This window comes from Kitasatospora gansuensis (assembly GCF_014203705.1).
GTDB lineage: Bacteria > Actinomycetota > Actinomycetes > Streptomycetales > Streptomycetaceae > Kitasatospora > Kitasatospora gansuensis.
Genome location: NZ_JACHJR010000001.1, coordinates 7,273,474 through 7,294,078, shown reverse-complemented (window position 1 = coordinate 7,294,078; position 20,605 = coordinate 7,273,474). Strand labels below are relative to the sequence as shown.

Sequence of the window (20,605 nt, the reverse complement as noted above, 5' to 3'; positions counted from 1 at the left end):
CTCAGCCCTTGATCGCGCCGGTGAGCACACCGGTGCGCAGGTGCTTCTGCACGAACGGGTACACGAGCAACAGCGGCACCAGGGTGAGGACCACGACCGCCATCTGCAGCGACAGCGGCGCGGTCTGGGCCTGGATGCTGCCGAAGCCCGCGTTGACGGAGCCTGGCAGTCCGTTGCCCCGGTTGACGTAGGTGAGCAGGACGTACTGGAGCGGCCACTTCTCGGCGTCCGTCGGCAGGTAGAGCATGACGTTGAAGAACGAGTTCCAGTAGCCCACCGCGTAGAAGAGCGCGGTCACGGCGGTGACGGCCCGTGAGGTCGGCAGGACGACGGACCACAGGATGCGCCACTCCCCCGCGCCGTCCATCCGGGCCGCGTCGATCAGCTCGGAGGAGGTGTCGGAGTAGAAGGCGCGCAGCACCAGGATGTTGAAGACGGAGACCGCGCCCGGCAGGATCAGCGCCCACCACTGGCCGTAGCCGCCGAGCCCGGTGACCACCAGGAAGGTCGGGATGAGGCCGCCGCTCACGAACATCGTGACGATCAGCAGCACCAGGACGGAGCGGTGGCCGAGCGACCTGGGCCGGGACAGGCCGTAGGCGCACAGGATCGAGACGGCCATCGACACCGCCGTGCCGACCACCGTGATGCCCAGGCTCACCGTCAGCGCGGTGAGCACGGTGGAGTCGCTCAGCATCTGGCGGTAGGCCTCGGTGGTCAGCCCGTCGGGCCAGATCACCAGGCCGCCGGCCCGGTTGACGGCCCCCGGGGTGGAGAAGCTGGTCAGCACGACGATCCAGAGCGGGACCAGGACGACGGCGAGCATCGCACCGAGGGTCATCCCCTTGGCCGCCTGGCCGGCCGTGGTCGGCGGCTCCTCCCAGGGCGGGCGGGCGGCCCTGGCCCGGCGTCGGGCGGCCCTCGTCTCCGTGTCGCGCTTCCCGCCCGTGCGTCCGATGGTGAGTACGTTGGTCATTTGCGGTACAACCCGTCGTCGCCGAAGGCATGCGCCAGCCGGTTGGCACCCCAGATGAGCAGCAGCGAGATCACGCTCTTGAAGAGCCCGGCCGCCGCGCCGTAGCTGTAGTCGCCGGTGGCGATGCCGTAGTAGAAGGAGAAGGTGTCCAGAACGTCAGCCGCGTCGTGCCCGACGGCGTTCCGTTGGATCAGGAACTGCTCGAAGCCGACCGAGAGCGCGTTGCCCAGGCGCAGCACCAGCATCAGCACGATCACCCCGCGCAGGCCCGGAAGCGTGATGTGCCACATCCGCCGGAACCGTCCCGCGCCGTCCGCCGCAGCGGCCTCGTACAGCTCGGTGTTGATCGCGCTGAGCGCGGCGAGGAAGACGATGATCCCCCAGCCCGCCTCCTTCCAGATCGACTGGGAGGTGACCAGCAGGGCGAAGGTGTCCGGGTTGGTCATGATGTCCCAGGTACCGATGTCCTGCTGACGGAGGAACTGGTTGAGCGCGCCCGCACCGCCCAGCATCTGCTGGAAGATCGTGATGGCGAGCACCCACGAGAAGAAGTGCGGCAGGTAGACGACGGACTGGATGAAGTTGCGCGTCCGCTCGCTGAGCACCGTGTTGAGCAGCATGGCCAGCGCGATCGGGATCGGGAAGAAGAGGATCAGCTGGACGAAGCTCAGGTACAGCGTGTTCGTCATCGCGTGCCAGAACATCGCGTCGCCGAGGAGCCGGCTGAACTGGTCGAACCCGACCCACTCGCTCTGCCAGACCCCCACCAGCGGGTCGTACTCCTGGAACGCGGTGGCCAGGCCGAACAGCGGGAGGTAGTTGAACACCAGCAGCAGGACGACCGCGGGCACCGTCATCAGGATCAACGAACGGTCGCGGCGCAGCCGGTGCCGCAGGCTCAGGCCTTCCGGTGCGCCGGTGCGCTCCGGCTGCGCGGTGCTCACTGGCCCGTGCCGTACTTGTTCAGGACGTTCTCGGTCATCCACCCCTTGAGCCGGTCCCCGCTACTCGACCGCCAACTCGCCACCGCTTCCTGCACCTCCGAGACCTTCTTCTTGCCCCGGTAGCAGTCCTGGACGGTGTCCGACACGGCCTGGGCGGCCTCGGCCGTGGCCATCGCCTGCGGCATGCTGATGTTCATGCCCCAGAAGGGCGGCTTGGTGAGGGCCTGGACGTTGTCGGCCTGCCAGGCCGCCAGGTCCTTGGTGACGATGTCGCCGCCCGGGTTGCTGATCACGGCCGACGGGGAGGCCAGGAACGGGAAGGTCTGGCTCTGGACCGCCTTCTGGCCCTCGTCGGTGAAGGTGGGAACGCCGTTCACCCGGGTGTGGTGAACGCCCTCGACGCCGAAGTTGGCCATCGTGTACTCGGCCGAACCGTAGGGCGCAGCCAGGTAGTTGGCGACCGAGAGCAGCTCCTCGATCTGGGCGGGCTTCAGATCGGCGTTCAGGTAGCTGAGTATGGCGGTCGAAGCACCCATGTAGACCACCGGCTTGCTCTTGCCGTCGGCGGCGAAGACGTTGAAGGCGCCACGCCGGTAGTTCGGGTCCGCGGCGGTGCCGGCCTGATGGTCGCTCAGCTTCCAGACACCCGTGCCGCCGCCGTCGATGAGCACCTTTCCGCTGTAGAAGCGGGTGATGGCGTTCGCGCCGTCACCGGCCAGCGAGTCCGGGTGCACGTACCCGGAGGCGGCCAACCGGTTGTGCCAGTCGAGAGCCTCCAGGAACTCCTGGGTCTCGAACAGGTGGACCAGCTTGCCGTTGTCCACCTTCCACTTGAGCGGGGCACCCCAGGCCGTGTACAGGTAGGTCCACAGGTCGCCGAAGGCCCAGACGCCGCGCTTGGCGTCGGTCAGCTCCTTGCCGAGGCTCAGCAGGTCGTCGGCGGACTTGACCTGCTCGGCCTTGATCCCGCGCCCCTCCAGGATGTCCCGGCGGTAGAAGGTGGTGCCCGCGACGACGAACTTGCTCGAGAAGCACGGGATGCCGTACAGCTTGTCGCCCCACACGCCGACCTGCCAGGCGCCGGTGGGTATCGCGGCCAGGTTCGGGTACTTCTTGATCTTGTCGCCGGACAGGTAGGGGGTCAGGTCCGCGAGCTGGGTCCCGGCCAGCCCCCCGAGGTTGAAGTTGGGGTTCCACCAGCTCGGCAGCTGAATCCAGTCCGGCAGCTTCTTGGCGGCCGTCATGGTCGGGACGATGGTGGAGTAGTTGTTGCCGTCCGCCGGCTTCATCGTCAGCTCGACGCCCAGTGCCTTGTTCATGGCCTGGTAGAAGGCGTTGCCGGCCGGCGGGGCGGTCCCCCACAGCGGCGTGACCGCCGTGTAGCTGCCGCCCTTGCCCGGGACGCCGGAGACCGTGGTGACCGGGGCGGACGGGTAGCTGAGGTACGCGGGGTCGGTCGCCGCGTCGGGGCCACCGGCCACGGAGGGGATCTCCGGCTTGCCGGAGGTGCTGGGCACATAGGCCGGCAGGGCCGACTTGAGGCCCGCCTCGGTGTTCGCACCGGTCTTCCGGTCCGCACCTCCGCCACAGGCGGAGAGCAGCGGCGTCATCGCGGCGGCCCCCGCCACCGAAACAGCGGCACTGACGAAGGTCCTGCGGTTCATCTCGGTTCTCATGGCGAAGCGGCCTTCCGATCGAAACTGTCGAAGCGCTTGCGTGTTTCGGCGACACTAACGACGTGTTAGGAGTTCAGCAATAGCGTGAACAAATCCGAAACTGGCCATTGCCAAGGCAGTTGACACATTCCTGGCTTCATGTCAGCGTCGAAGCGCTTCGATGAACGGCCACAGCACTCAGCCTTGAGGGGTTGTCCCACGTGAGTTCCCTGTCCGCGTCCGCGGCTGACCTGCCTCTTTTCCCTGATCCCGCGCTCCCGCTGCGCAAGCGCGTCGACGACCTGCTCGAACGGCTCACGCTCGACGAACGGCTCGCGATGCTGCACCAGTACGCACCGGCCGTGCCCCGCCTGGGAGTTGACTCCTTCCGCACCGGCAGCGAAGCTCTGCACGGCGTCTCCTGGCTGGGGCTCGCCACGGTCTTCCCGCAGGCCGTCGGCCTCGGCGCCAGCTGGGACGAGAACCTGGTGCGCCGGGTCGCCGAGGCGGTCTCGGTCGAACTGCGCGCCTTCCACCGCCACCGCCCGCCGATGACCGCCCCCGACCGCGCCCCCAACAGCCTCCAGTCCTGGGCGCCGGTGCTCAACCTGCTGCGCGACCCGCGCTGGGGCCGCAACGAGGAGGGCTACTCCGAGGATCCGGTGCACACCGCCCGGGTCGGCGAGGCGTTCTGCCGGGGCCTCTCGGGCGACCACCCGACCTACCTGCGGACCGCTCCGGTGCTCAAGCACTTCCTCGCCTACAACAACGAGGACGACCGCTGCACCAGCTCCTCCGCGCTGCGCCCGCGCGTGCTGCACGAGTACGACCTGGCCGCCTTCCGCCCCGTCGTCGCCTCCGGCGCGGCCACCGGCGCGATGGCCGCCTACAACCTGGTCAACGGCCGTCCCTGCCACGTGAGTCCGCTCATCGAGACCGAGCTGCGCCGCTGGGCGCGGCCCACCGGGCACGAGCTGTTCGTGGTGAGCGACGCCGAGGCGCCCTCCAACCTGGTCGACATGGAGTACTACTTCGACAACCACGCCGAGTCCCACGGCGCCGCACTCAAGGCCGGCATCGACAGCTTCACCGACCACGGCGAGGACAGTGCGACGGTCGTCGGCCGGCTGCGCGAGGCGCTGGAGCGCGGTCTGATAGCCGAGGCCGACGTGGACCGCGCCATCCGGCGACAGCTCGAACTGCGCTTCCGGCTCGGCGAGTTCGACCCCGAGCTGGACCCGTACGCCGGTATCGGCGCCGAGGTGATCGACAGCCCCGAGCACCGCGCCCTGGCCCGCGAGGCCGCGACCGAGTCGGTGGTGCTGCTCAAGAACGACGGCCTGCTGCCGCTCGACCCGGCCCGTACGCCCAGGATCGCCGTCATCGGTCCGCTCGCCGACACGCTGTTCGAGGACTGGTACAGCGGCACGATGCCCTACCAGGTCGGCGTCGCCGCCGGGCTCTCCGCCGCGCTCGGCGCCGAGGTGGTCCGGACCGAGGGCAATGACCGGATCGCACTGCGCTCGCGCACCACCGGCGAGCCGCTCGGCAAGACCTCCTTCGAGGTGACCGACTGGGGCCGCGACCGGCTGACCCTGCGTGACACCGGGACCGGCCGCTACCTGACCCTCAAGGAGGACGCCACCCTGGTGGCCGACCAGGAGCTGATCAAGAGCTGGTTCGTCCAGGAGACCTTCCACCTGGAGCCCGCCGAGGACGGCACTGTCCTGCTGCGTTCGGTGCACACCGGCCGGTACGCCGCCGTGGACCCGGCCGACGGCCGGGTGACCGTCACCGCCGACACCCCGGAGGCCGCCGAGCCCTGGGAGCGCGAACTGCTCCACGACGGCGCGGCCGAGGCGCGCGCGGCGGCCGAGGCCGCCGACGTGGCGGTCGTGGTGCTCGGCAACCACCCGATGGTCAACGGCCGCGAGACCGAGGACCGGGTGGACACCGCCCTGCCCCGGGCCCAGGAGGCACTGCTGCGCACCGTCACCGCCGTCCGGCCGGAGACCGCACTGGTGGTGATGAGCAGTTACCCGTACGCCGTGGACTGGGCCGACGAGCACCTGCCCGCTGTGCTGTGGACCTCGCACGGCGGCCAGGAGACCGGCAACGCGCTGGCCGACGTGCTGCTCGGCGGGGCCGAGCCGGCCGGACGTCTGCCGCAGACCTGGTACCGCGGTGACGACCAGCTGCCGGAACCGCTCGACTACGACATCATCAAGGCCGGCTGGACCTACCAGTACCACCGGGCCGCACCCCTCTACCCCTTCGGCCACGGCCTGTCCTACACCGAGTTCGACTACCGCGGCCTGCGCCTGTCCCGGCCGTCCGTCGCCCAGGACGGCGAGGTCGAGGTCACGGTGACGCTGACCAACAGCGGCCGACGGGCCGGCAGCGAGGTGGTCCAGCTCTACGTCCGGGCCCTGGACGCCCGCTACGAGGCTCCCCGGCAGCGGCTCGCCGACTTCACCAAGGTCGGCCTGGAGCCGGGCGAGAGCCGGGAGTTGACGTTCCGTCTGCCGGCCGAACGGCTGGCCCACTGGGACGTCATCACCGGCGCCTTCGCCGTCGATCCCGGCGACTACGAGATCACCGTCGCCCGCTCCGCCGAGCACCCGGTGCTCACCGCGCCGCTCACCGTGACCGGGCCGGCCCCCGCCTCCCGGGTCGTGGTCGACCGGCGCACCCTGGCCGTCGACTTCGACGACCACACGGACATCGACATCGTCGACGCCTCGCGCACCGACGGCGACGCCGTCACCCCGGCCGATCCGGCCCGGCCCGCCACGCTGGTCTTCGGCGGCGTCGACCTCTCCGGCGCCGTCCGGGTGGAGGCCGAGATCGCCCGCGCGGAGGCCGGAGCCGGCCGGGCACGGCTCGAACTCCGTTCCGGTGACCTGCTGTTGGCGGACCTCGACATTCCCGTCACCGGCCACCAGCACACCTGGGCGACCGTGCGGGCCGACTTCACCGCCCCGCCGGCCGGTGTCCACGACCTGCGGCTGACCCTGCACGGCGGCTTCCGGCTGGCCGCTTTCGGCCTCCGCTCGTCCGCCACGGCCTGAGGCGGCGCCTCCCGGACCGGCGGCCCGTCCGAGGGGGACGGGCCGCCACCCCTCCGGGGCACCGCTCACCTCCCCTCACTCCAGCTCGTCATCGCTCCATCCGGAGGAAACCCCATGCCGCTCACCGACTTCGGACTTGACGAACTCGTCCGGTACCAGCCGGAGTTGACCGACCCGAAGGACTTCGACGAGTTCTGGCGAGGGACCCTCGCCGAAGCCCGTGCGCACGACGGGGAGGTCAAGGCCGAACGCGTCACCTCGCAGTACGGGCTGCGTACCGTCGAGGTCGACGACGTGCGCTTCCCCGGCTGGAACGGCGAGCCGGTGGCCGCCTGGCTGATTCGCCCCGCCGGCGTGGACGGGCCACTGCCGGTCGTCGTCACCTACATCGGCTACTGCGGCGGGCGCGGACTGCCCACAGAGCACCTGTTCTGGTCCGCCGCCGGCTACGCCCAACTCGTGGTCGACAGCCGAGGCCAGGGCCACGACACCCCGGACCGGGGCATGGGCGACGGCACCCAGTGGGTCGAGGGCTTCATGACCCGCGGCATCGACTCCCCCGAGAACTACTACTACCGACGCCTCATCACCGACTGCGTGCGCGCCGTCGACGCCGTCGCGCAGCTGCCCGCCCTGGACACCGACCGGATCGTGCTGACCGGCGGCAGCCAGGGCGGCGGCCTGGCGATCGCCGTCGCCGGCCTCACCGGCGACCGCGTCGCCGCGGTGATGCCCGACGTACCGTTCCTGTGCCACTTCCGGCACGCCGTGCAGATCGCCGGCGAGGGACCGTACCCGGAGATCGCCAAGTACCTGCGCTGGCACAGCCGGCACCGGCTGGAGCCGACCTTCGACACCCTGGACTACTTCGACGGCGCGCACTTCGCCCAACGGGCCACCGCCCCGGCCCTGTTCAGCGTCGGCCTGATGGACCCGGTCTGCCCGCCGTCCACGGTCTACGCCGCCTTCAACCGCTACGCCGGCCAGGACCGCACGATGACCGTCTGGCCGTTCGCCGACCACAGCGGCGGCTGCGGCTCCACCCCGCCCACCCAACTCGCCTGGCTGCGCGAGCGCGGCCTCGCTCCGCAGCTCTGACCGCCGCCGTGACCAACACCTGCGGTCCGGCCGCCCACCCGTTCCCCGACCTCCCCGCCGGGTTCCGGCTCGGCGCCGCGACCGCCGCCTACCAGATCGAGGGAGCCCACGACCAGGACGGCCGCGGCCCGTCCATCTGGGACACCTTCAGCCACACCCCCGGCCGTACGCTCGGCGGCGACACCGGCGACACGGCCTGCGACCACTACCACCGCTACTCCGAGGACGTGGCCCTGCTGCGCGAACTCGGCGTCGACAGCTACCGCTTCTCCCTCGCCTGGCCCCGTCTGCTGCCGCAGGGCACCGGACCGGTCAACAGAAAGGGCCTGGACTTCTACGACCGCCTGATCGACGAACTGCTGGCCGCCGGGGTCGCCCCCGCGGTCACCCTCTACCACTGGGACCTGCCGCAGGCCCTGGAGGACCGGGGCGGCTGGCGCGTCCGGGAGACCGCCGAGGCGTTCGCGGCGTACACGGCCCTCGCGGCCGAGCGCTACGGGGACCGGGTGGAGCGCTGGATCACCCTCAACGAGCCGTACTGCTCGGCCTTCGTGGGCTACGCCGAGGGCCGTCACGCGCCCGGCGCCGAGGAGGGGCGCGGCGCCCTCGCGGCCGCGCATCACCTGCTGGTCGGCCACGGCCTCGCGGTCCGGGAGCTGCGGGCCGCAGGCGCCCGGGAGGTCGGGATCACCCTCAACCTCGACCGCATCCACACCGCCTCCGCCCTCCCCGAGGACCGCGCCGCCCTGCGTCGCGCCGAGGTCCTGCACAACGAGGTCTGGACCGAGCCGCTGCTCGCCGGACGCTACCCCGCGCACGAGGCCGAGACCTGGGCCGGTCTCGCCGACGGCCCGTGGCGACTGCCGGGAGACCTCGAACTGATCGGCGCCCCACTGGACTTCCTCGGCGTCAACTTCTACCGCCCGATCACCGTCGCCGACGCCCCGCACCGCACGGACGACCCCGAACTCCGGACGGCCGTGGACATCGGCCTCACCGAGCTGAACCCGTACCGGACCCGGCACACCACCATGGGCTGGCCCGTCGTCCCGGAAGCACTCACCGAGCTGCTCTGCGGACTCCACGCCCGCTACCCACACCTTCCACCGGTCTGGATCACCGAGAACGGCTGCGCCGAGCTCGACCCCGTCGGCCCCGACGGCGTGGTCCACGACGCCAAGCGGATCGACTACCTCGCGGACCACCTGACCGCCGTCACCGACGCGATCGCCGCCGGGGTCGACATCCGCGGCTACTACGTGTGGTCCCTGCTGGACAACTACGAATGGGCGCGTGGCTACAGCCAGCGCTTCGGCCTGGTCCACATCGACCAGGACACCCTGACCCGAACGCCCAAGGACAGCTACCACTGGTACCGGGGCCTGATCACCGCGCACCGCGCGCGGACAGAGGAACCTGCCCGATGAAATTCACCGACGGCTACTGGCTGATGCGCCCGGGTGTCACCGCGCGCTACGCCGCCGAGGTCGCGGACGTCCGGGCCGACGACCACCGGCTCACCCTCTACGCGCCGGTGAAGCACGTACGCGGCCGAGGCGACACGCTCAACAGCCCGCTGCTGACCATCGAGTGCTGGTCCCCGGCCGAGGGCGTGATCGGCGTGCGCACCACCCACCACGCCGGATCGGTACGGCGCGGACCGGAGTTCGAACTGCCCGGCGCGGAGCAGGGCGTCGGCAAGGTCCGCCGGGACGGCGCGGTGGTGGAGCTCGCCGCCGGCGAACTGACGCTGCGGGTGGACACCTCCCAGCCGTGGCGCCTGGAGTTCGCGGCCGACGGACGGACGCTGACCACGGTCGGCGAGCGCGGTACGGGCTTCGCCACCGACGCGGCCGGACGTCACTTCATGCTGGGTCAACTCTCGCTGGACGTCGGCGAGTTGGTGTACGGGCTGGGGGAAAGATTCACCCCCTTCGTCCGGAACGGCCAGGTGGTGGACATCTGGCAGGCCGACGGCGGCACCAGCAGCGAGCAGTCCTACAAGAACATCCCGTTCCACCTGACCAACCGGGGCTACGGCGTCTTCGTCAACCACCCCGGCAAGGTCAGCTACGAGGTCGGCTCCGAGTCGGTCGGCCAGGTGCAGTTCAGCGTCGAGGACCAGTCGTTGGAGTTCTTCGTCGTCCACGGCCCGACCCCCAAGCAGATCCTGGAGCGCTACACCGCGCTGGCCGGCCGCCCGGCCCTGCCGCCGGCCTGGGCACTGGGCCTCTGGCTGACCACCTCCTTCACCACGGACTACGACGAGGCCACGGTCAACCGCTTCGTCGGCGGCATGGCCCAGCGCGGCATCCCGCTGAGCGTCTTCCACCTCGACTGCTTCTGGATGCGCGAGTACCAGTGGAGCGACTTCGACTGGGACGCCGACACCTTCCCCGACCCGGCCGGCATGCTCGCCCGGCTCAAGCAGCACAGGCTGAAGATCTCCGCCTGGATCAACCCCTACATCGCCCAGAAGTCCGCCCTGTTCGAGGAGGCCATGCGCGCCGGCCACCTGGTCCGCCGCCCGGACGGCAGTGTCTGGCAGTGGGACCTGTGGCAGCCCGGCATGGCCCTGGTCGACTTCACCAACCCCGCCGCGTGCGACTGGTACACCGGCAAGCTGCGCCCCCTGCTGCACCAGGGCGTGGACTGCTTCAAGACCGACTTCGGCGAGCGCATCCCCACCGACGTCGTCTGGCACGACAGCTCCGACCCCGAGCGGATGCACAACTACTACACCCACCTGTACAACCGGGCCGTCTTCGAGCTGCTGCGCGAGGAGCGCGGCGAGGGCGAGGCGCTGCTCTTCGCCCGCTCCGCCACCGCCGGCGGCCAGCAGTACCCGGTGCACTGGGGCGGCGACTGCGAGTCCCACTTCAACGCCATGTCCGAGTCGCTGCGCGGCGGACTCTCCCTCGGCCTGTCCGGCTTCGGCTTCTGGAGCCACGACATCGGCGGCTTCGAGGGCACTCCCACCCCGACCGTCTTCAAGCGCTGGGTGCAGTTCGGACTGCTCTCCTCGCACAGCCGCCTGCACGGCAGCAAGTCCTACCGCGTCCCGTGGGACTACGGCGAGGAGGCCGTCGACGTCACCCGCGAGTTCACCCTGCTCAAGCACCGCCTCGCCCCCTACCTCCAGCGCGCCGCCCAGCAGGCGCACACCACCGGCATCCCGGTGATGCGCGCCATGGTGCTGGAGTTCCCCGACGACCCCGCCGCCGCCACCCTGGACCGGCAGTACCTGCTCGGCGACGACCTGCTGGTCGCCCCGGTCTTCACCGACGACGGCACCGTCGAGTACTACGTCCCCGAAGGCGTCTGGACCAACATCCTGACGGGTGCTCAGCTCACCGGCCCCCGCTGGGTGAAGGAGCAGCACGGCTTCCACACCCTGCCCGTGCTCGCCCGCCCCGACTCCGTCATCCCGCTCGGCGCCGACGACCAACACCCGGTCTCCGCCTGGGCGGACGGCGTCGAACTGCGGGTCCACGCCTTCGCCGACGGCGCCGAACGCACCCTGGTGATCCCGCGCTCCGACGGCCCCGGCGAGACCGCCCGCTTCCACCTGCACCGCGCCGGCGACCGCCTCACGGTGACCACCGACAGCCCCCACCCGTGGCAGCTGCGGATCGGCGGCCCGGACGGCCCCCTCCACACCCACCCGGCCGGCACCACCGAGGCGGACCTGCCATGGAGAGCCTGACCAAGCGTCACCTGGCGGCCCCTCAGCTGTGCTGGTCGTCGAATGCGGGCCGCGTGGCTACGGCCCCGACCACCTCGCGTTCTGCGGCCGTACTCGCCGGGAGCATCACCGGCCTCCGCCCCCTGGGGTGAGGCACGGGTCATGCCCGAAGGCCGGGGACACCTGATCTTCGGGCATGACCTGACGCAGACTCAGATGAACCGCCACAGGTGGTCGCTGGTCCCGTTGTCGTCCCACAGGACGGCCTGCGCCCCCTGGGCGGTGGAGGCGCCGGAGACACCGAGGACCCGGCCGCTGTTGGCGCACTGGATCTTGAAGGTGTCCCCTCCCCCGTGACGCAGGCGCCAGCGGTGGTCGGCGGCGCCGTTGTCCGCCCACTGGGTGATCCGGGCGCCGTTGGCGGTGCCGCCGTTCTCCACGGCGAGCACCTTGCCGCTGTTGGAGTTGCGCAGGCGCAGGTAGCCGCCGGTGTCGAGGACGGCCGTCCAGAGGTGGTCGGCGGTGCCGTTGTCGTCCCACTGGACGGCGAGAGCGCCGTCGGCGGTGGACGCGTTCGTCACTCCGAGCACCCGCCCGCTGGCAACGTTCTGGATCCGCCGGGCGCCGTCGGGGGCGAACTGCCACTGCCCGGAGAGCGCGCCGGCGTCGGGCACCTGGACGGCTGCGGCGCCGTTGGCGGTCGAGCCGCCCGCGATGCCGAGCAGCTTGCCGGTGTGGACGTTCTGCAGCTTGTGGTACCCGTTGCTGGCGTCCACGACGGTCCACTTGTGGTCGGCGGTGCCGTTGTCGGACCACTGGAGGACCGTGGCGTTGTCGGCGGTGGACATGTCCTTCACGCCCAGGACCTTGCCGCTGTTGACGTTGCGCAGCCGCAGTGCGGTGCCGTCGACGACGAGGTTCCAGTTGTGGTCGGCGGTGCCGGAGTCGTTCCACTGCAGGGCGATGCCGCCGTCGGCGGTGGACATGTTCTGGATGCCGAGGACGAGTCCGCTGGCGGCGTTGACGAGCCGGAAGCCGGGGCTGTCGGTCCCGGTCCGCCAGTAGACGGTGTAGTTGAAGCCCTGGGCGTCGTGGAACGGGGCCAGGTTGACCGTCGCCCCGTTGGCGGTGGCCGTGAAGGCGAGGGCGGTGCTGCTGGTCCGGGTGATCGAGGAGGTGTTCAGGGCCGGGAGGGCGGACAGCGTGCTGCTGCCGTAGTTGCCGGCCAGCACGGCGGGGCCGTAAGTGACCGCCGCGACACCGGAGTTGTCGTTGGCTGCCTGGAGGGCCACCCGCATCGGGAGCTTCACGGTGACGGTGTCGCCGGAGGTCCAGGACCGGGTGAGGGTGGCGTAGCTGCCCGGGGTGGCCGTGACGCTCTGGGCGACGCCGTTGACGCTGACGGTCGCGCCCGAGGTCCAGCCGGGGATCCGGACCCGCAGCGACCAGGTCCCGCTGACGCTGCCGGTGACCTTCAGCGTCGTGGTGTCCTCGGCCGGGTACGCGGTGGTCTGGGTGACCGTGATGCCGCGCTCGGTCCAGGTCAGCACGGACGGGAGGAACAGGTTCACCGTGAGGGTGGTGCCGTCGCGGAAGTAGATGGAGTCCATCAGCTTGGTGTTGGACTCCACGCCCGTCCCCTGGCAGCACCAGAACGTGCCGTAGTCGGTGCTCCAGGTGCCACCGCCCCAGGCCGGGCCCACACCGCGGCGACCGCCCGGGTTGAGGGGGGTGAAGTAGGTGATGTGCCCGTGCGGGTCGGCCGGGTTCTGCGCGCCGATCACATGGTTGATCAGCGACTTCTCGTAGAAGTCGAAGTACGCCGCCCGGTCCGGGTCCAGCTGCCACAGCTCCCGGGTCAGCTTGAGCATGTTGTAGGAGTTGCAGAGCTCGCAGGTGTCGTTGACGAGGTAACCGGCGATCGCGTTCGAGGCCCGGAAGTGCTCCGCCTGGCTGTTGCCGCCGATGGCGTAGGTGTGCGCGGTGGTGCAGATCGTCCAGGCGTTGGTGGCGATGTCGCGGTAGCGGGTCGTCCCGGTGGCCTTGTACTCGCGGACGGCGCCGATCCACTTGGGCACCTGGGTGTTGGCGTGCAGGCCGTTGAGCTGGTCCAGGTTCGAGGCCAGCGGGTCGAAGACCGCGGCGTGGTCGAACCGCTGGGCGGCGGTCAACCAGCGTGCGTCGCCGGTCTGTTGGTAGACGTCGGCCAGCACCTCGTTCATGCCGCCGAACTCGACACCCATCAGCGACTGCATCGTGTCGCGGCTGAGCGCGGCGGTGCGCCGGTCGACCCAGCCGGCGAGCGCCAGGAGCACGTCGCGGGCCTGGGTACTGCCCATCAGGCGCCACACGTCGAGCAGACCGGCCATGGTCTTGTGGATGCAGTAGTACGGGACGTTGCCGTTGGTCAGCCGCCCTGCTTCGAGGTTGGCGAAGTCGGCCTCGGGGAAGCCCGAGAGGTAGCCGGCGGAGAAGCCCGCGGCGGCGTTGTTGGCCTGGCACTTGGCGAGTTCGACCACCATCTTGTCGGCCTTGTCGCGGCAGACGGTGTCCCCGAGCGCGGCGTAGGCCTGGGCCCAGGCCGTGAGGAAGTGGCCCTGCACGTGGGTGCGGAACGGGAACGACGGGTCGTCCCAACCACCGGTCGGCGCCGCGGCGTTGGTGGAGAGCCGGTGGTTGGCGCGGAAGTTGTACAGCAGGCGGTCGACGTCGACGAAGCGGAGGTAGGCCAGGGTGCGGTTCTGGTTGTCGAGCCACCGGCTGCTGGTGAGCTTGACCTCGCCCAGGTCGAACGGGAACGTCGACACTCCGGCGTCCGGCCTGACCGGGGAGGTCTCCGCCGCGGCGGAGGCGGCACCGAGGGCGGGGCCGGCGGCTGTGGCCACGGCCGCGACGCCGGTCGCCTTGATCACGGTACGACGACTGAGGGGGTGTGCCGGCATGGCGAACTCCGTGGTCCGTAAGGGAAGAGGTGGGGGAGGCGCTGCACGGCGATGCGCCGTTCTTCCGTACCGGGCATGCGTCACCGGAGCGGTGGAGTTTCGGTGCGGTGCCCGTCTTGTTGCATGAGTGTTAACGCTAACAATTGACGTGTCAATACTTTCGACAGCAGGCCGGCCGTGCCGCCCCCGCACCACGGCCACCGAACCGCCGGTTCTCGTTGACCGACGCCTCCGGCACGTCGCAGACCGCGTGCAGGTAGAAAGAGCCGTCCCGCTCGATCAGATCGGACTCGCCCTTCCGGTGCCGGCGCAGCATCTTGAGCACGTCCGCCGAGCAGGCGAACCGCAGGTTCTTGATCCGCCCCGGCAGTGGTCCAGATCGACACCGTCTGTGCGTCCAACTGCCATGAGAGACAGCCGAGAGCGCGGCGGCCTGTGCACCCTCCGGCACCAGCTTCACCGGCGTCACGATCATCACCCCGGCAACGTAACAGGACCCACTGACACTGACAGTCACAACCGGGTCGCCGGTAGTCGTGACTCTGCCACTGACCGACGCCCTGCCGGACTGTCCTTCGGCCGGATCGTCCGGCTGCCAGGCCCCCCCAGGCCCCGACCGGGCGGAGCATGACCTCATGGGCGCCGCTTCGCGGCTACGAACCAGGGATGCGATCCCTCTCGGGCGTGAACGCCTGGGGTTCATCGCAAGAACCCGCTGATTCGCGACACCTTGCTGATCTGCGAGGTGTCCGATGCCAGTGACACCACCCCGCACCTGCGCCGGGCGCGCGCCTTCGACGAGGGCGGCCGGGGCCTGATGCTGGTCGCCCAGCTCACCCAGGACTGGGGCACCCGGCACACCACCAGCGGCAAGACGATCTGGTGCGCGCAGAATACATAGGATGTATAAAGCGCCAAGGAACTCAGCGCACATCCGGCACCTGACACAGGATTCCGCAACCACCTCGGTAAATAGCACTTGTTGGCCGACCAGGCTGCCCTTGATGACTTCCAAGACATGGGATGTCCTGTTACGCTCCGGCACCGGAGAGCAGTAGTGGTCACCGGGGAGAGAGCACACGGAATGAACAGGACCGACGCCCATCATCACCTCTGGGACCTGACCCGCCGTCCGCAGGACTGGCTCGACGGTCCCGATCTGGCCGCCATCCGACGGAACTTCACCCTCGACGACCTCGCGCCGGATGCCGAGGCCGCCGACGTCGACCGGACCGTCCTGGTGCAGGTCCTGCCCGACGTCGAGGAGACCGCCGAGTTCCTGGCCCTGGCCGCCAGCAGCGACCTGATCGCGGGCGTGGTCGGCTGGGCGGACCTGACCTCCGGTCAGCTGCCCGCGACGCTGGCCCGGCTGCGCGGCGGCCCGGGAGGTGAATTCCTCCTCGGCCTGCGGCACTTGGTGCAGGGCGAGGCGGACCCCGACTGGCTGGACCGCCCCGACGTACGGCGCGGCCTGCGGGCGGTGGCCGAGGCCGGGCTCGCGTACGACCTGCTCACCCTGCCGTCCCAACTGCCCGCCGCCATCCGCACCGTACGCGCCCTGCCCGAGCTGACCTTCGTCCTGGACCACCTGTCCAAGCCGCCGATCGCCGCCGGAGCGCTGGAGCCCTGGGCCACCCGGATCCGCGAACTCGCTACCGAGCCCAACGTGTTCTGCAAGCTCTCCGGCATGGTGACCGAGGCCGCACCCGGCTGGAGCGCCGCCGAGCTGCGCCCGTACGCCGACGTGGTGCTGGACGCCTTCGGCCCGGAGCGGGTGATGTTCGGCACCGACTGGCCGGTCTGCCTGCTGCGCGCCTCCTACGCCGAAGTCACCTCCGCCGCACAGGACTTGACCGCCGGACTGTCGGCGGAGGAACGCGCCCAGGTCTTCGACGGCACCGCCGCCCGCGCCTACGGGCTCGCTCCCAGGAAGGACTCGCAGTGAAGATACGCCTGGCCTACGGCGAGTCCGGCCTCGACCTAGAGGTGGACCCGTCCCGGACCACCGTCGTCGAGCCGGTCCACCACCGGGCCGCCACCGACCAGGTGGCCGCCCTGCGGACCGCGCTGCGCGAGCCGGTCGCCGGGCCGCCGTTGCGGGAGCGGGTGCGGCCGGGGCAGACGGTGGCGATCTCGGCCTGCGACGGGACCCGCCCGCAGCCGCGCCACCTGATGATTCCCGCCGTGCTCGCCGAACTCGAGGGCATCGTCCGGCTGGAGGACGTGGTGATCCTGGTCGCCACCGGCACGCACCGCGGCAACACCGAGGCCGAGCTGCGGCAGATGTTCGGCGCGGAGATCGCGGACACCGTACGGATCGTCAACCACGATGCCCGCGACGCCTCGCAGCTCACCTGGATGGGCACCTACGGCAAGGACGTGCCGGTCTGGCTGAACCGCGCCTGGGTCGAGGCGGACGTGCGGATCACCACCGGTTTCGTCGAGCCGCACTTCTTCGCCGGCTTCTCCGGGGGCCCCAAGCTGGTCGCGCCCGGGCTGGCCGCGCTGGAGACCGTGCTCGTCCTGCACGACGCGGCCCGGATCGGCGACCCGCGCGCGACCTGGGGGGTCATCCACGGCAACCCGGTGCACGACGACGTCCGGGAGATCGCCGAGGCCACCGGCGTGACCTTCGCCCTCGATGTGGTGCTCAACCGGGACAAGGACATCGTGGCCGCCTTCGGGGGCGACCTGCTGCCGATGCACGCCGCCGCGACGGCGGCCGCCAAGCGGATGGCGATGCGCCCGGTGGTCGCGCCGTTCGACGTGGTGGTCACCACCAACTCCGGCTTCCCGCTGGACCAGAACCTCTACCAGGCGGTCAAGGGCCTGTCCGCCGCGTACCAGGTGGCCCGCCCGGGCGGCACGATCGTCTGCGCGGCGGAGTGCCGCGACGGCTTCCCCGACCACGGCTCGTACCGCGAGGTGCTGGCGTCCGCGCCGTCCCCGCAGTCCCTGTTCGACGACATCAGCGCGCGCACCACGACCGTGCCCGACCAGTGGCAGGTGCAGATCCAGGCCCGCATCCAGTCCCGCAACCGGGTCATCATGCACACCGGCCACCTGAGCGACGCGGAGCTCGCCACCGCGCACCTGGAGCAGACCCGCGACATCTCCGCCACCGTCGCCGAGGCGCTCGCGGCGGCCGGGCCCGGCGCCCGGCTGTGCGTGCTGCCCGAGGGTCCGCAGACCATCCCCTACCTGGCGGAGAGCTCCTGATGCAGGGTCACATCGTGGTCTGCCTCGACAAGTTCCGCGGCTCCGCCACCGCCGCCGAGGCGAGCCGGTGGCTGGCTGACGGCCTCCGGGCCGCGGGGACCGGACGCGAGATCGTGGCGGTGCCCATCGCGGACGGCGGCGAGGGCACGGTGGACGCGCTGATCGCCACCGGGTACCAGCCGCGGACCGTCGAGGTGACCGGGCCGCTCGGCAGTCCCGTCACCGCCACCTTCGCGGTGCGCGGCGACCGCGCCGTGGTGGAACTGGCCCAGGCCAGTGGCCTGCACCTGGCCCCCGGTGACGGCCCCTCGGCCCTCACCGCGAGCACGTACGGCACCGGGCAGCTCATCGCCCGGGCGCTCGACCTCGGCTGCCGCGACATCGTCCTGGCGGTCGGCGGCAGCGCCACCACCGACGGCGGAGCCGGCCTGCTCCAGGCACTCGGCGCGCGCATCGGCACCGCCGGGGGAACGGAGACCGGGCCGGGCGGCGCGGCCCTGGCCGAGGCGGTACGGATCGACCTCACCGGCCTCGATCCCCGGCTGCGCGACACCCGGTTCACGCTGGCCTGCGATGTGGACAACCCGCTGCTCGGCCCGCGCGGCGCGGCGGCGGTCTTCGGCCCGCAGAAGGGCGCCGGGCCGGCCGAGGTCCGGCAACTGGAGGCGGGGCTGCGGCAGTTCGCCGACCTGGTCACCCGGCTCACCGGCGTCGACCACACCGAGCGGCCCGGCACGGGCGCGGCCGGCGGCACCGGCTACGGCGCGCTGGCCGTCCTCGGGGCGCGTCACGCGGCGGGCACGGACTTCCTGCTCACCGAACTCGGCCTGGACCGCGTCCTGCCGGGCGCCGCCCTGGCGATCGTGGGCGAGGGCTCGCTCGACGCGCAGAGTCTGCGCGGCAAGGCCCCGGTGGGCGCCGCGGCCCTCGCGACGGCGGCCGGAGTGCCGGTGGTCGCGGTGGCCGGGCAGGTGGCGGCCGACCCCACCGAGCTGGCGGCGCACGGCATCGAGGACAGCTACTCCCTGCTGGCCCGGGCGGGTGACCTCGGCACCGCGATGTCCGAGACCCCCCGGCTGTTGCGCGAGACCGGGGAGGAGATCGGCCGACGCCTGGGGACCGTCCCCGTACTCGACCTGGGGTTCGCCCGGTTGGATCTGGGACGGGAAGAACGCCAAGGACTGCCCGAGGTCGTCTACGCCCCCGGCAAGACGGCCGAGCAGATCTGTGGCATCGTCACCGGCCTGCTGGCCCACAACACCGGGCCCGTGCTCGCCACCCGGGTCCCCCCGGAGGTCGCCGAGACCGTGCTCGGCGCGGTGGGCGGCGGGTCGTACGACGCCGAGGCCCGGCTGCTGGTGTGGCGGGCCCCCGAGCGTACGGACTTCACCGTCACGGTGGTGGCCGCCGGGACCTCCGACCGCCCGGTCGCGGCCGAGGCGTACGCCGTGGCGAGGGCGGTGGGTCTGAACGCCACTGCCATCCATGACGTCGGGGTGGCGGGCCTGGACCGGATCCTCCAGGTCAGGAAGGAACTCGAGGCGGCGGATGCGGTGATCGTCGTCGCCGGTATGGAGGGTGCGCTCGCCAGCGTGGTCGGCGGTCTGGTGCGCGGCCCGGTCGTCGCGGTCCCCACCTCGACCGGCTACGGCGCCTCGCTGGAGGGGGTCACCGCACTGCTGGCGATGCACGCCTCCTGCGCGGCCGGTGTCACGGTCGTCAACATCGACTCCGGTTTCGGCGCCGCGATGGCCGTGCACCGGATCGCCCAGGCCCGGATCGCCCAGGGTCGGAGGGATCTGCCGTGATCTGCTGGATCAACCCGGTCACCGGCCTCGCCGGTGACATGCTGCTGGCCGCCCTGATCGACGCCGGAGCCCCGCTGGATCGGATCCGGTCGGCCATCGAGGAAACCGGCCTGACCGGCTGGCAGTTGACCGCCGAGAGCGTCGTCGACCACGGCCTGACCGGGACCCGCGTCTCCGTCGAGGTACTCGACCACCAGGCGGAACGACACGCCTCCGAACTGATCGCGCTGGCGAGCCGGACCGGGCCCGAGCCGGTGCGGGCCCTCGCCGTCGCCGCGCTCACGGCGATCGCCGAGACCGAGGCCCGGCTGCACGGCGCCGACCCCGCCTCCGTCCATCTGCACGAACTGGGCGGCCACGACACCGTCGTGGACATCGTCGGCACCGCAGCCGCCCTGCACGCGCTCGGCGTCACCGAGCTGTACTGCGCACCCCTGCCCCTCGGCACCGGGTCCATCACCTCCGCCCACGGCGTCATCCCCTCCCCCGCCCCGGCCACCGTCGCGCTCCTGGAGGGCGCGGCCGTGACCGGTACGGACCTGCGGGGCGAGACCGTCACCCCCACCGCCGCCGCCCTGCTGCGCGCGGCCGGCACGCGGTACGGCCGGCCGCCGGCGATGACGCTGGGGCGGACGGGCTACGGGGCGGGGACCAGGCGGCTGCCCGACCGGCCCAACATGGTGCAGCTGAGCCTCGGTTCAGCACTCGATCCTGAGCCCGACGCGGAGTCGGTGGTCGTCCTGGAGACGAACCTGGACGACGTCACCGGCGAGACCCTCGCCCACACCATCGCCCGGGCGCTCGACCTCGGTGCGCTGGACGCCTGGGCCACCCCCGCCACGATGAAGAAGGGCCGGCCGGCCACCGTCCTGCACGTCCTCGCCCGGCCCGACGACGTGGCCCGGCTGCGGCGGCTCGTCCTCGCCGAGACCGGCAGCCTCGGCATCCGACAGACCGTCACCTCGCGCACCGTCCTGCCCCGGCACGAGCGGACCGTCCACGTCGACGGCGTACCCGTGCGGATCAAGCACGGCCCGTACGGTGCCAAGCCCGAGCACGACGATCTCGCCGCGGCCGCCGCCGAGTTGGGCCTGCCGCTGCGGACCGTCGCCGAGCGTGCCCTGCGTCAGCCCTCCCCGTTCGTCGAGGACGGAGAGGGCGGGGAGGACGGGGAGGACGAGAAGGAGAGCCGGTAGCAGCCGTCCGC

At 71.3% G+C, this 20,605-nt stretch carries 13 protein-coding genes and 1 pseudogene; 9 read left to right on the top strand and 5 right to left on the bottom strand.

The window, feature by feature from the left end:
• Position 1: 1 nt before the first annotated feature.
• From F4556_RS32870 to F4556_RS32860, 3 genes are read right to left on the bottom strand one after another with little or no spacing between them, the layout of a single operon-like run.
• Positions 2 to 976, bottom strand: coding sequence for a carbohydrate ABC transporter permease (locus F4556_RS32870; RefSeq protein ID WP_184922675.1), 975 nt, complete (start codon positions 974 to 976; stop codon positions 2 to 4).
• Positions 973 to 1,920 (bottom strand): ABC transporter permease, encoded by a 948-nt coding sequence (locus tag F4556_RS32865; protein ID WP_313068976.1) that lies wholly within the window; start codon positions 1,918 to 1,920, stop codon positions 973 to 975. Before F4556_RS32865 ends, F4556_RS32870 begins: the two co-directional genes overlap by 4 nt.
• Positions 1,917 to 3,596, bottom strand: coding sequence for an ABC transporter substrate-binding protein (locus F4556_RS32860; protein ID WP_184922673.1), 1,680 nt, complete (start codon positions 3,594 to 3,596; stop codon positions 1,917 to 1,919). Before F4556_RS32860 ends, F4556_RS32865 begins: the two co-directional genes overlap by 4 nt.
• Positions 3,597 to 3,796: 200 nt before the next feature.
• Here F4556_RS32860 and F4556_RS32855 point away from each other — a divergent pair, with 200 nt between their 5' ends.
• From F4556_RS32855 to yicI, 4 genes are all read left to right on the top strand, one after another.
• On the top strand, positions 3,797 to 6,646 hold the full coding sequence (locus tag F4556_RS32855; protein WP_313068974.1) for a glycoside hydrolase family 3 C-terminal domain-containing protein: 2,850 nt from the start codon (positions 3,797 to 3,799) through the stop codon (positions 6,644 to 6,646).
• A gap of 114 nt (positions 6,647 to 6,760) precedes the next feature.
• Complete coding sequence (locus F4556_RS32850; protein WP_184922671.1) at positions 6,761 to 7,744, top strand: acetylxylan esterase; 984 nt, start codon at positions 6,761 to 6,763, stop codon at positions 7,742 to 7,744.
• Positions 7,745 to 7,752: 8 nt separating this feature from the next.
• On the top strand, positions 7,753 to 9,171 hold the full coding sequence (locus tag F4556_RS32845) for a GH1 family beta-glucosidase (protein ID WP_184922669.1): 1,419 nt from the start codon (positions 7,753 to 7,755) through the stop codon (positions 9,169 to 9,171).
• On the top strand, positions 9,168 to 11,450 hold the full coding sequence (gene yicI / locus F4556_RS32840; RefSeq protein WP_184922667.1) for an alpha-xylosidase: 2,283 nt from the start codon (positions 9,168 to 9,170) through the stop codon (positions 11,448 to 11,450). The genes F4556_RS32845 and yicI overlap by 4 nt, the downstream gene beginning before the upstream one ends.
• A 191-nt stretch (positions 11,451 to 11,641) precedes the next feature.
• Here yicI and F4556_RS32835 read toward each other — a convergent pair whose 3' ends face one another.
• On the bottom strand, positions 11,642 to 14,371 hold the full coding sequence (locus tag F4556_RS32835) for a beta-L-arabinofuranosidase domain-containing protein (protein ID WP_184922665.1): 2,730 nt from the start codon (positions 14,369 to 14,371) through the stop codon (positions 11,642 to 11,644).
• A 151-nt stretch (positions 14,372 to 14,522) separates the two neighbouring features.
• Entirely contained in the window at positions 14,523 to 14,849 is a 327-nt protein-coding gene (locus F4556_RS39815; RefSeq protein WP_376775762.1) for a hypothetical protein, read from the bottom strand.
• A 237-nt stretch (positions 14,850 to 15,086) separates the two neighbouring features.
• Here F4556_RS39815 and F4556_RS32825 point away from each other — a divergent pair.
• From F4556_RS32825 to larC, 5 genes and pseudogenes are all read left to right on the top strand, one after another.
• A pseudogene (locus F4556_RS32825) lies at positions 15,087 to 15,272 on the top strand (ATP-binding protein); the annotation flags it as partial.
• Positions 15,273 to 15,455: 183 nt separating this feature from the next.
• On the top strand, positions 15,456 to 16,316 hold the full coding sequence (locus F4556_RS32820; RefSeq protein WP_184922663.1) for an amidohydrolase family protein: 861 nt from the start codon (positions 15,456 to 15,458) through the stop codon (positions 16,314 to 16,316).
• Positions 16,313 to 17,590: a nickel-dependent lactate racemase gene (larA, locus tag F4556_RS32815; RefSeq protein WP_184922661.1), complete on the top strand. Its 1,278-nt coding sequence runs from the start codon at positions 16,313 to 16,315 to the stop codon at positions 17,588 to 17,590. The genes F4556_RS32820 and larA overlap by 4 nt, the downstream gene beginning before the upstream one ends.
• Positions 17,590 to 19,398 carry a nickel pincer cofactor biosynthesis protein LarB gene (gene larB, locus F4556_RS38695; RefSeq protein ID WP_246511151.1) on the top strand — a complete coding sequence of 603 codons (1,809 nt, stop codon included), beginning with the start codon at positions 17,590 to 17,592 and terminating at the stop codon, positions 19,396 to 19,398. The genes larA and larB overlap by 1 nt, the downstream gene beginning before the upstream one ends.
• A complete protein-coding gene (gene larC, locus F4556_RS32805) occupies positions 19,395 to 20,594 on the top strand; it encodes a nickel pincer cofactor biosynthesis protein LarC (RefSeq protein WP_184922659.1) in 1,200 nt (399 codons plus the stop codon). Before larB ends, larC begins: the two co-directional genes overlap by 4 nt.
• Positions 20,595 to 20,605 lie beyond the last annotated feature (11 nt).

Bases quoted from the DNA above. Each gene is read 5' to 3' on its own strand.
- larB (WP_246511151.1), top strand. From the start codon at position 17,590: ATGCAGGGTCACATCGTGGTCTGCCTCGACAAGTTCCGCGGCTCCGCC.
- F4556_RS32835 (WP_184922665.1), bottom strand. From the start codon at position 14,371: ATGCCGGCACACCCCCTCAGTCGTCGTACCGTGATCAAGGCGACCGGC.
- F4556_RS32820 (WP_184922663.1), top strand. From the start codon at position 15,456: ATGAACAGGACCGACGCCCATCATCACCTCTGGGACCTGACCCGCCGT.
- F4556_RS32870 (WP_184922675.1), bottom strand. From the start codon at position 976: ATGACCAACGTACTCACCATCGGACGCACGGGCGGGAAGCGCGACACG.
- yicI (WP_184922667.1), top strand. From the start codon at position 9,168: ATGAAATTCACCGACGGCTACTGGCTGATGCGCCCGGGTGTCACCGCG.
- F4556_RS32860 (WP_184922673.1), bottom strand. From the start codon at position 3,596: ATGAGAACCGAGATGAACCGCAGGACCTTCGTCAGTGCCGCTGTTTCG.
- F4556_RS32850 (WP_184922671.1), top strand. From the start codon at position 6,761: ATGCCGCTCACCGACTTCGGACTTGACGAACTCGTCCGGTACCAGCCG.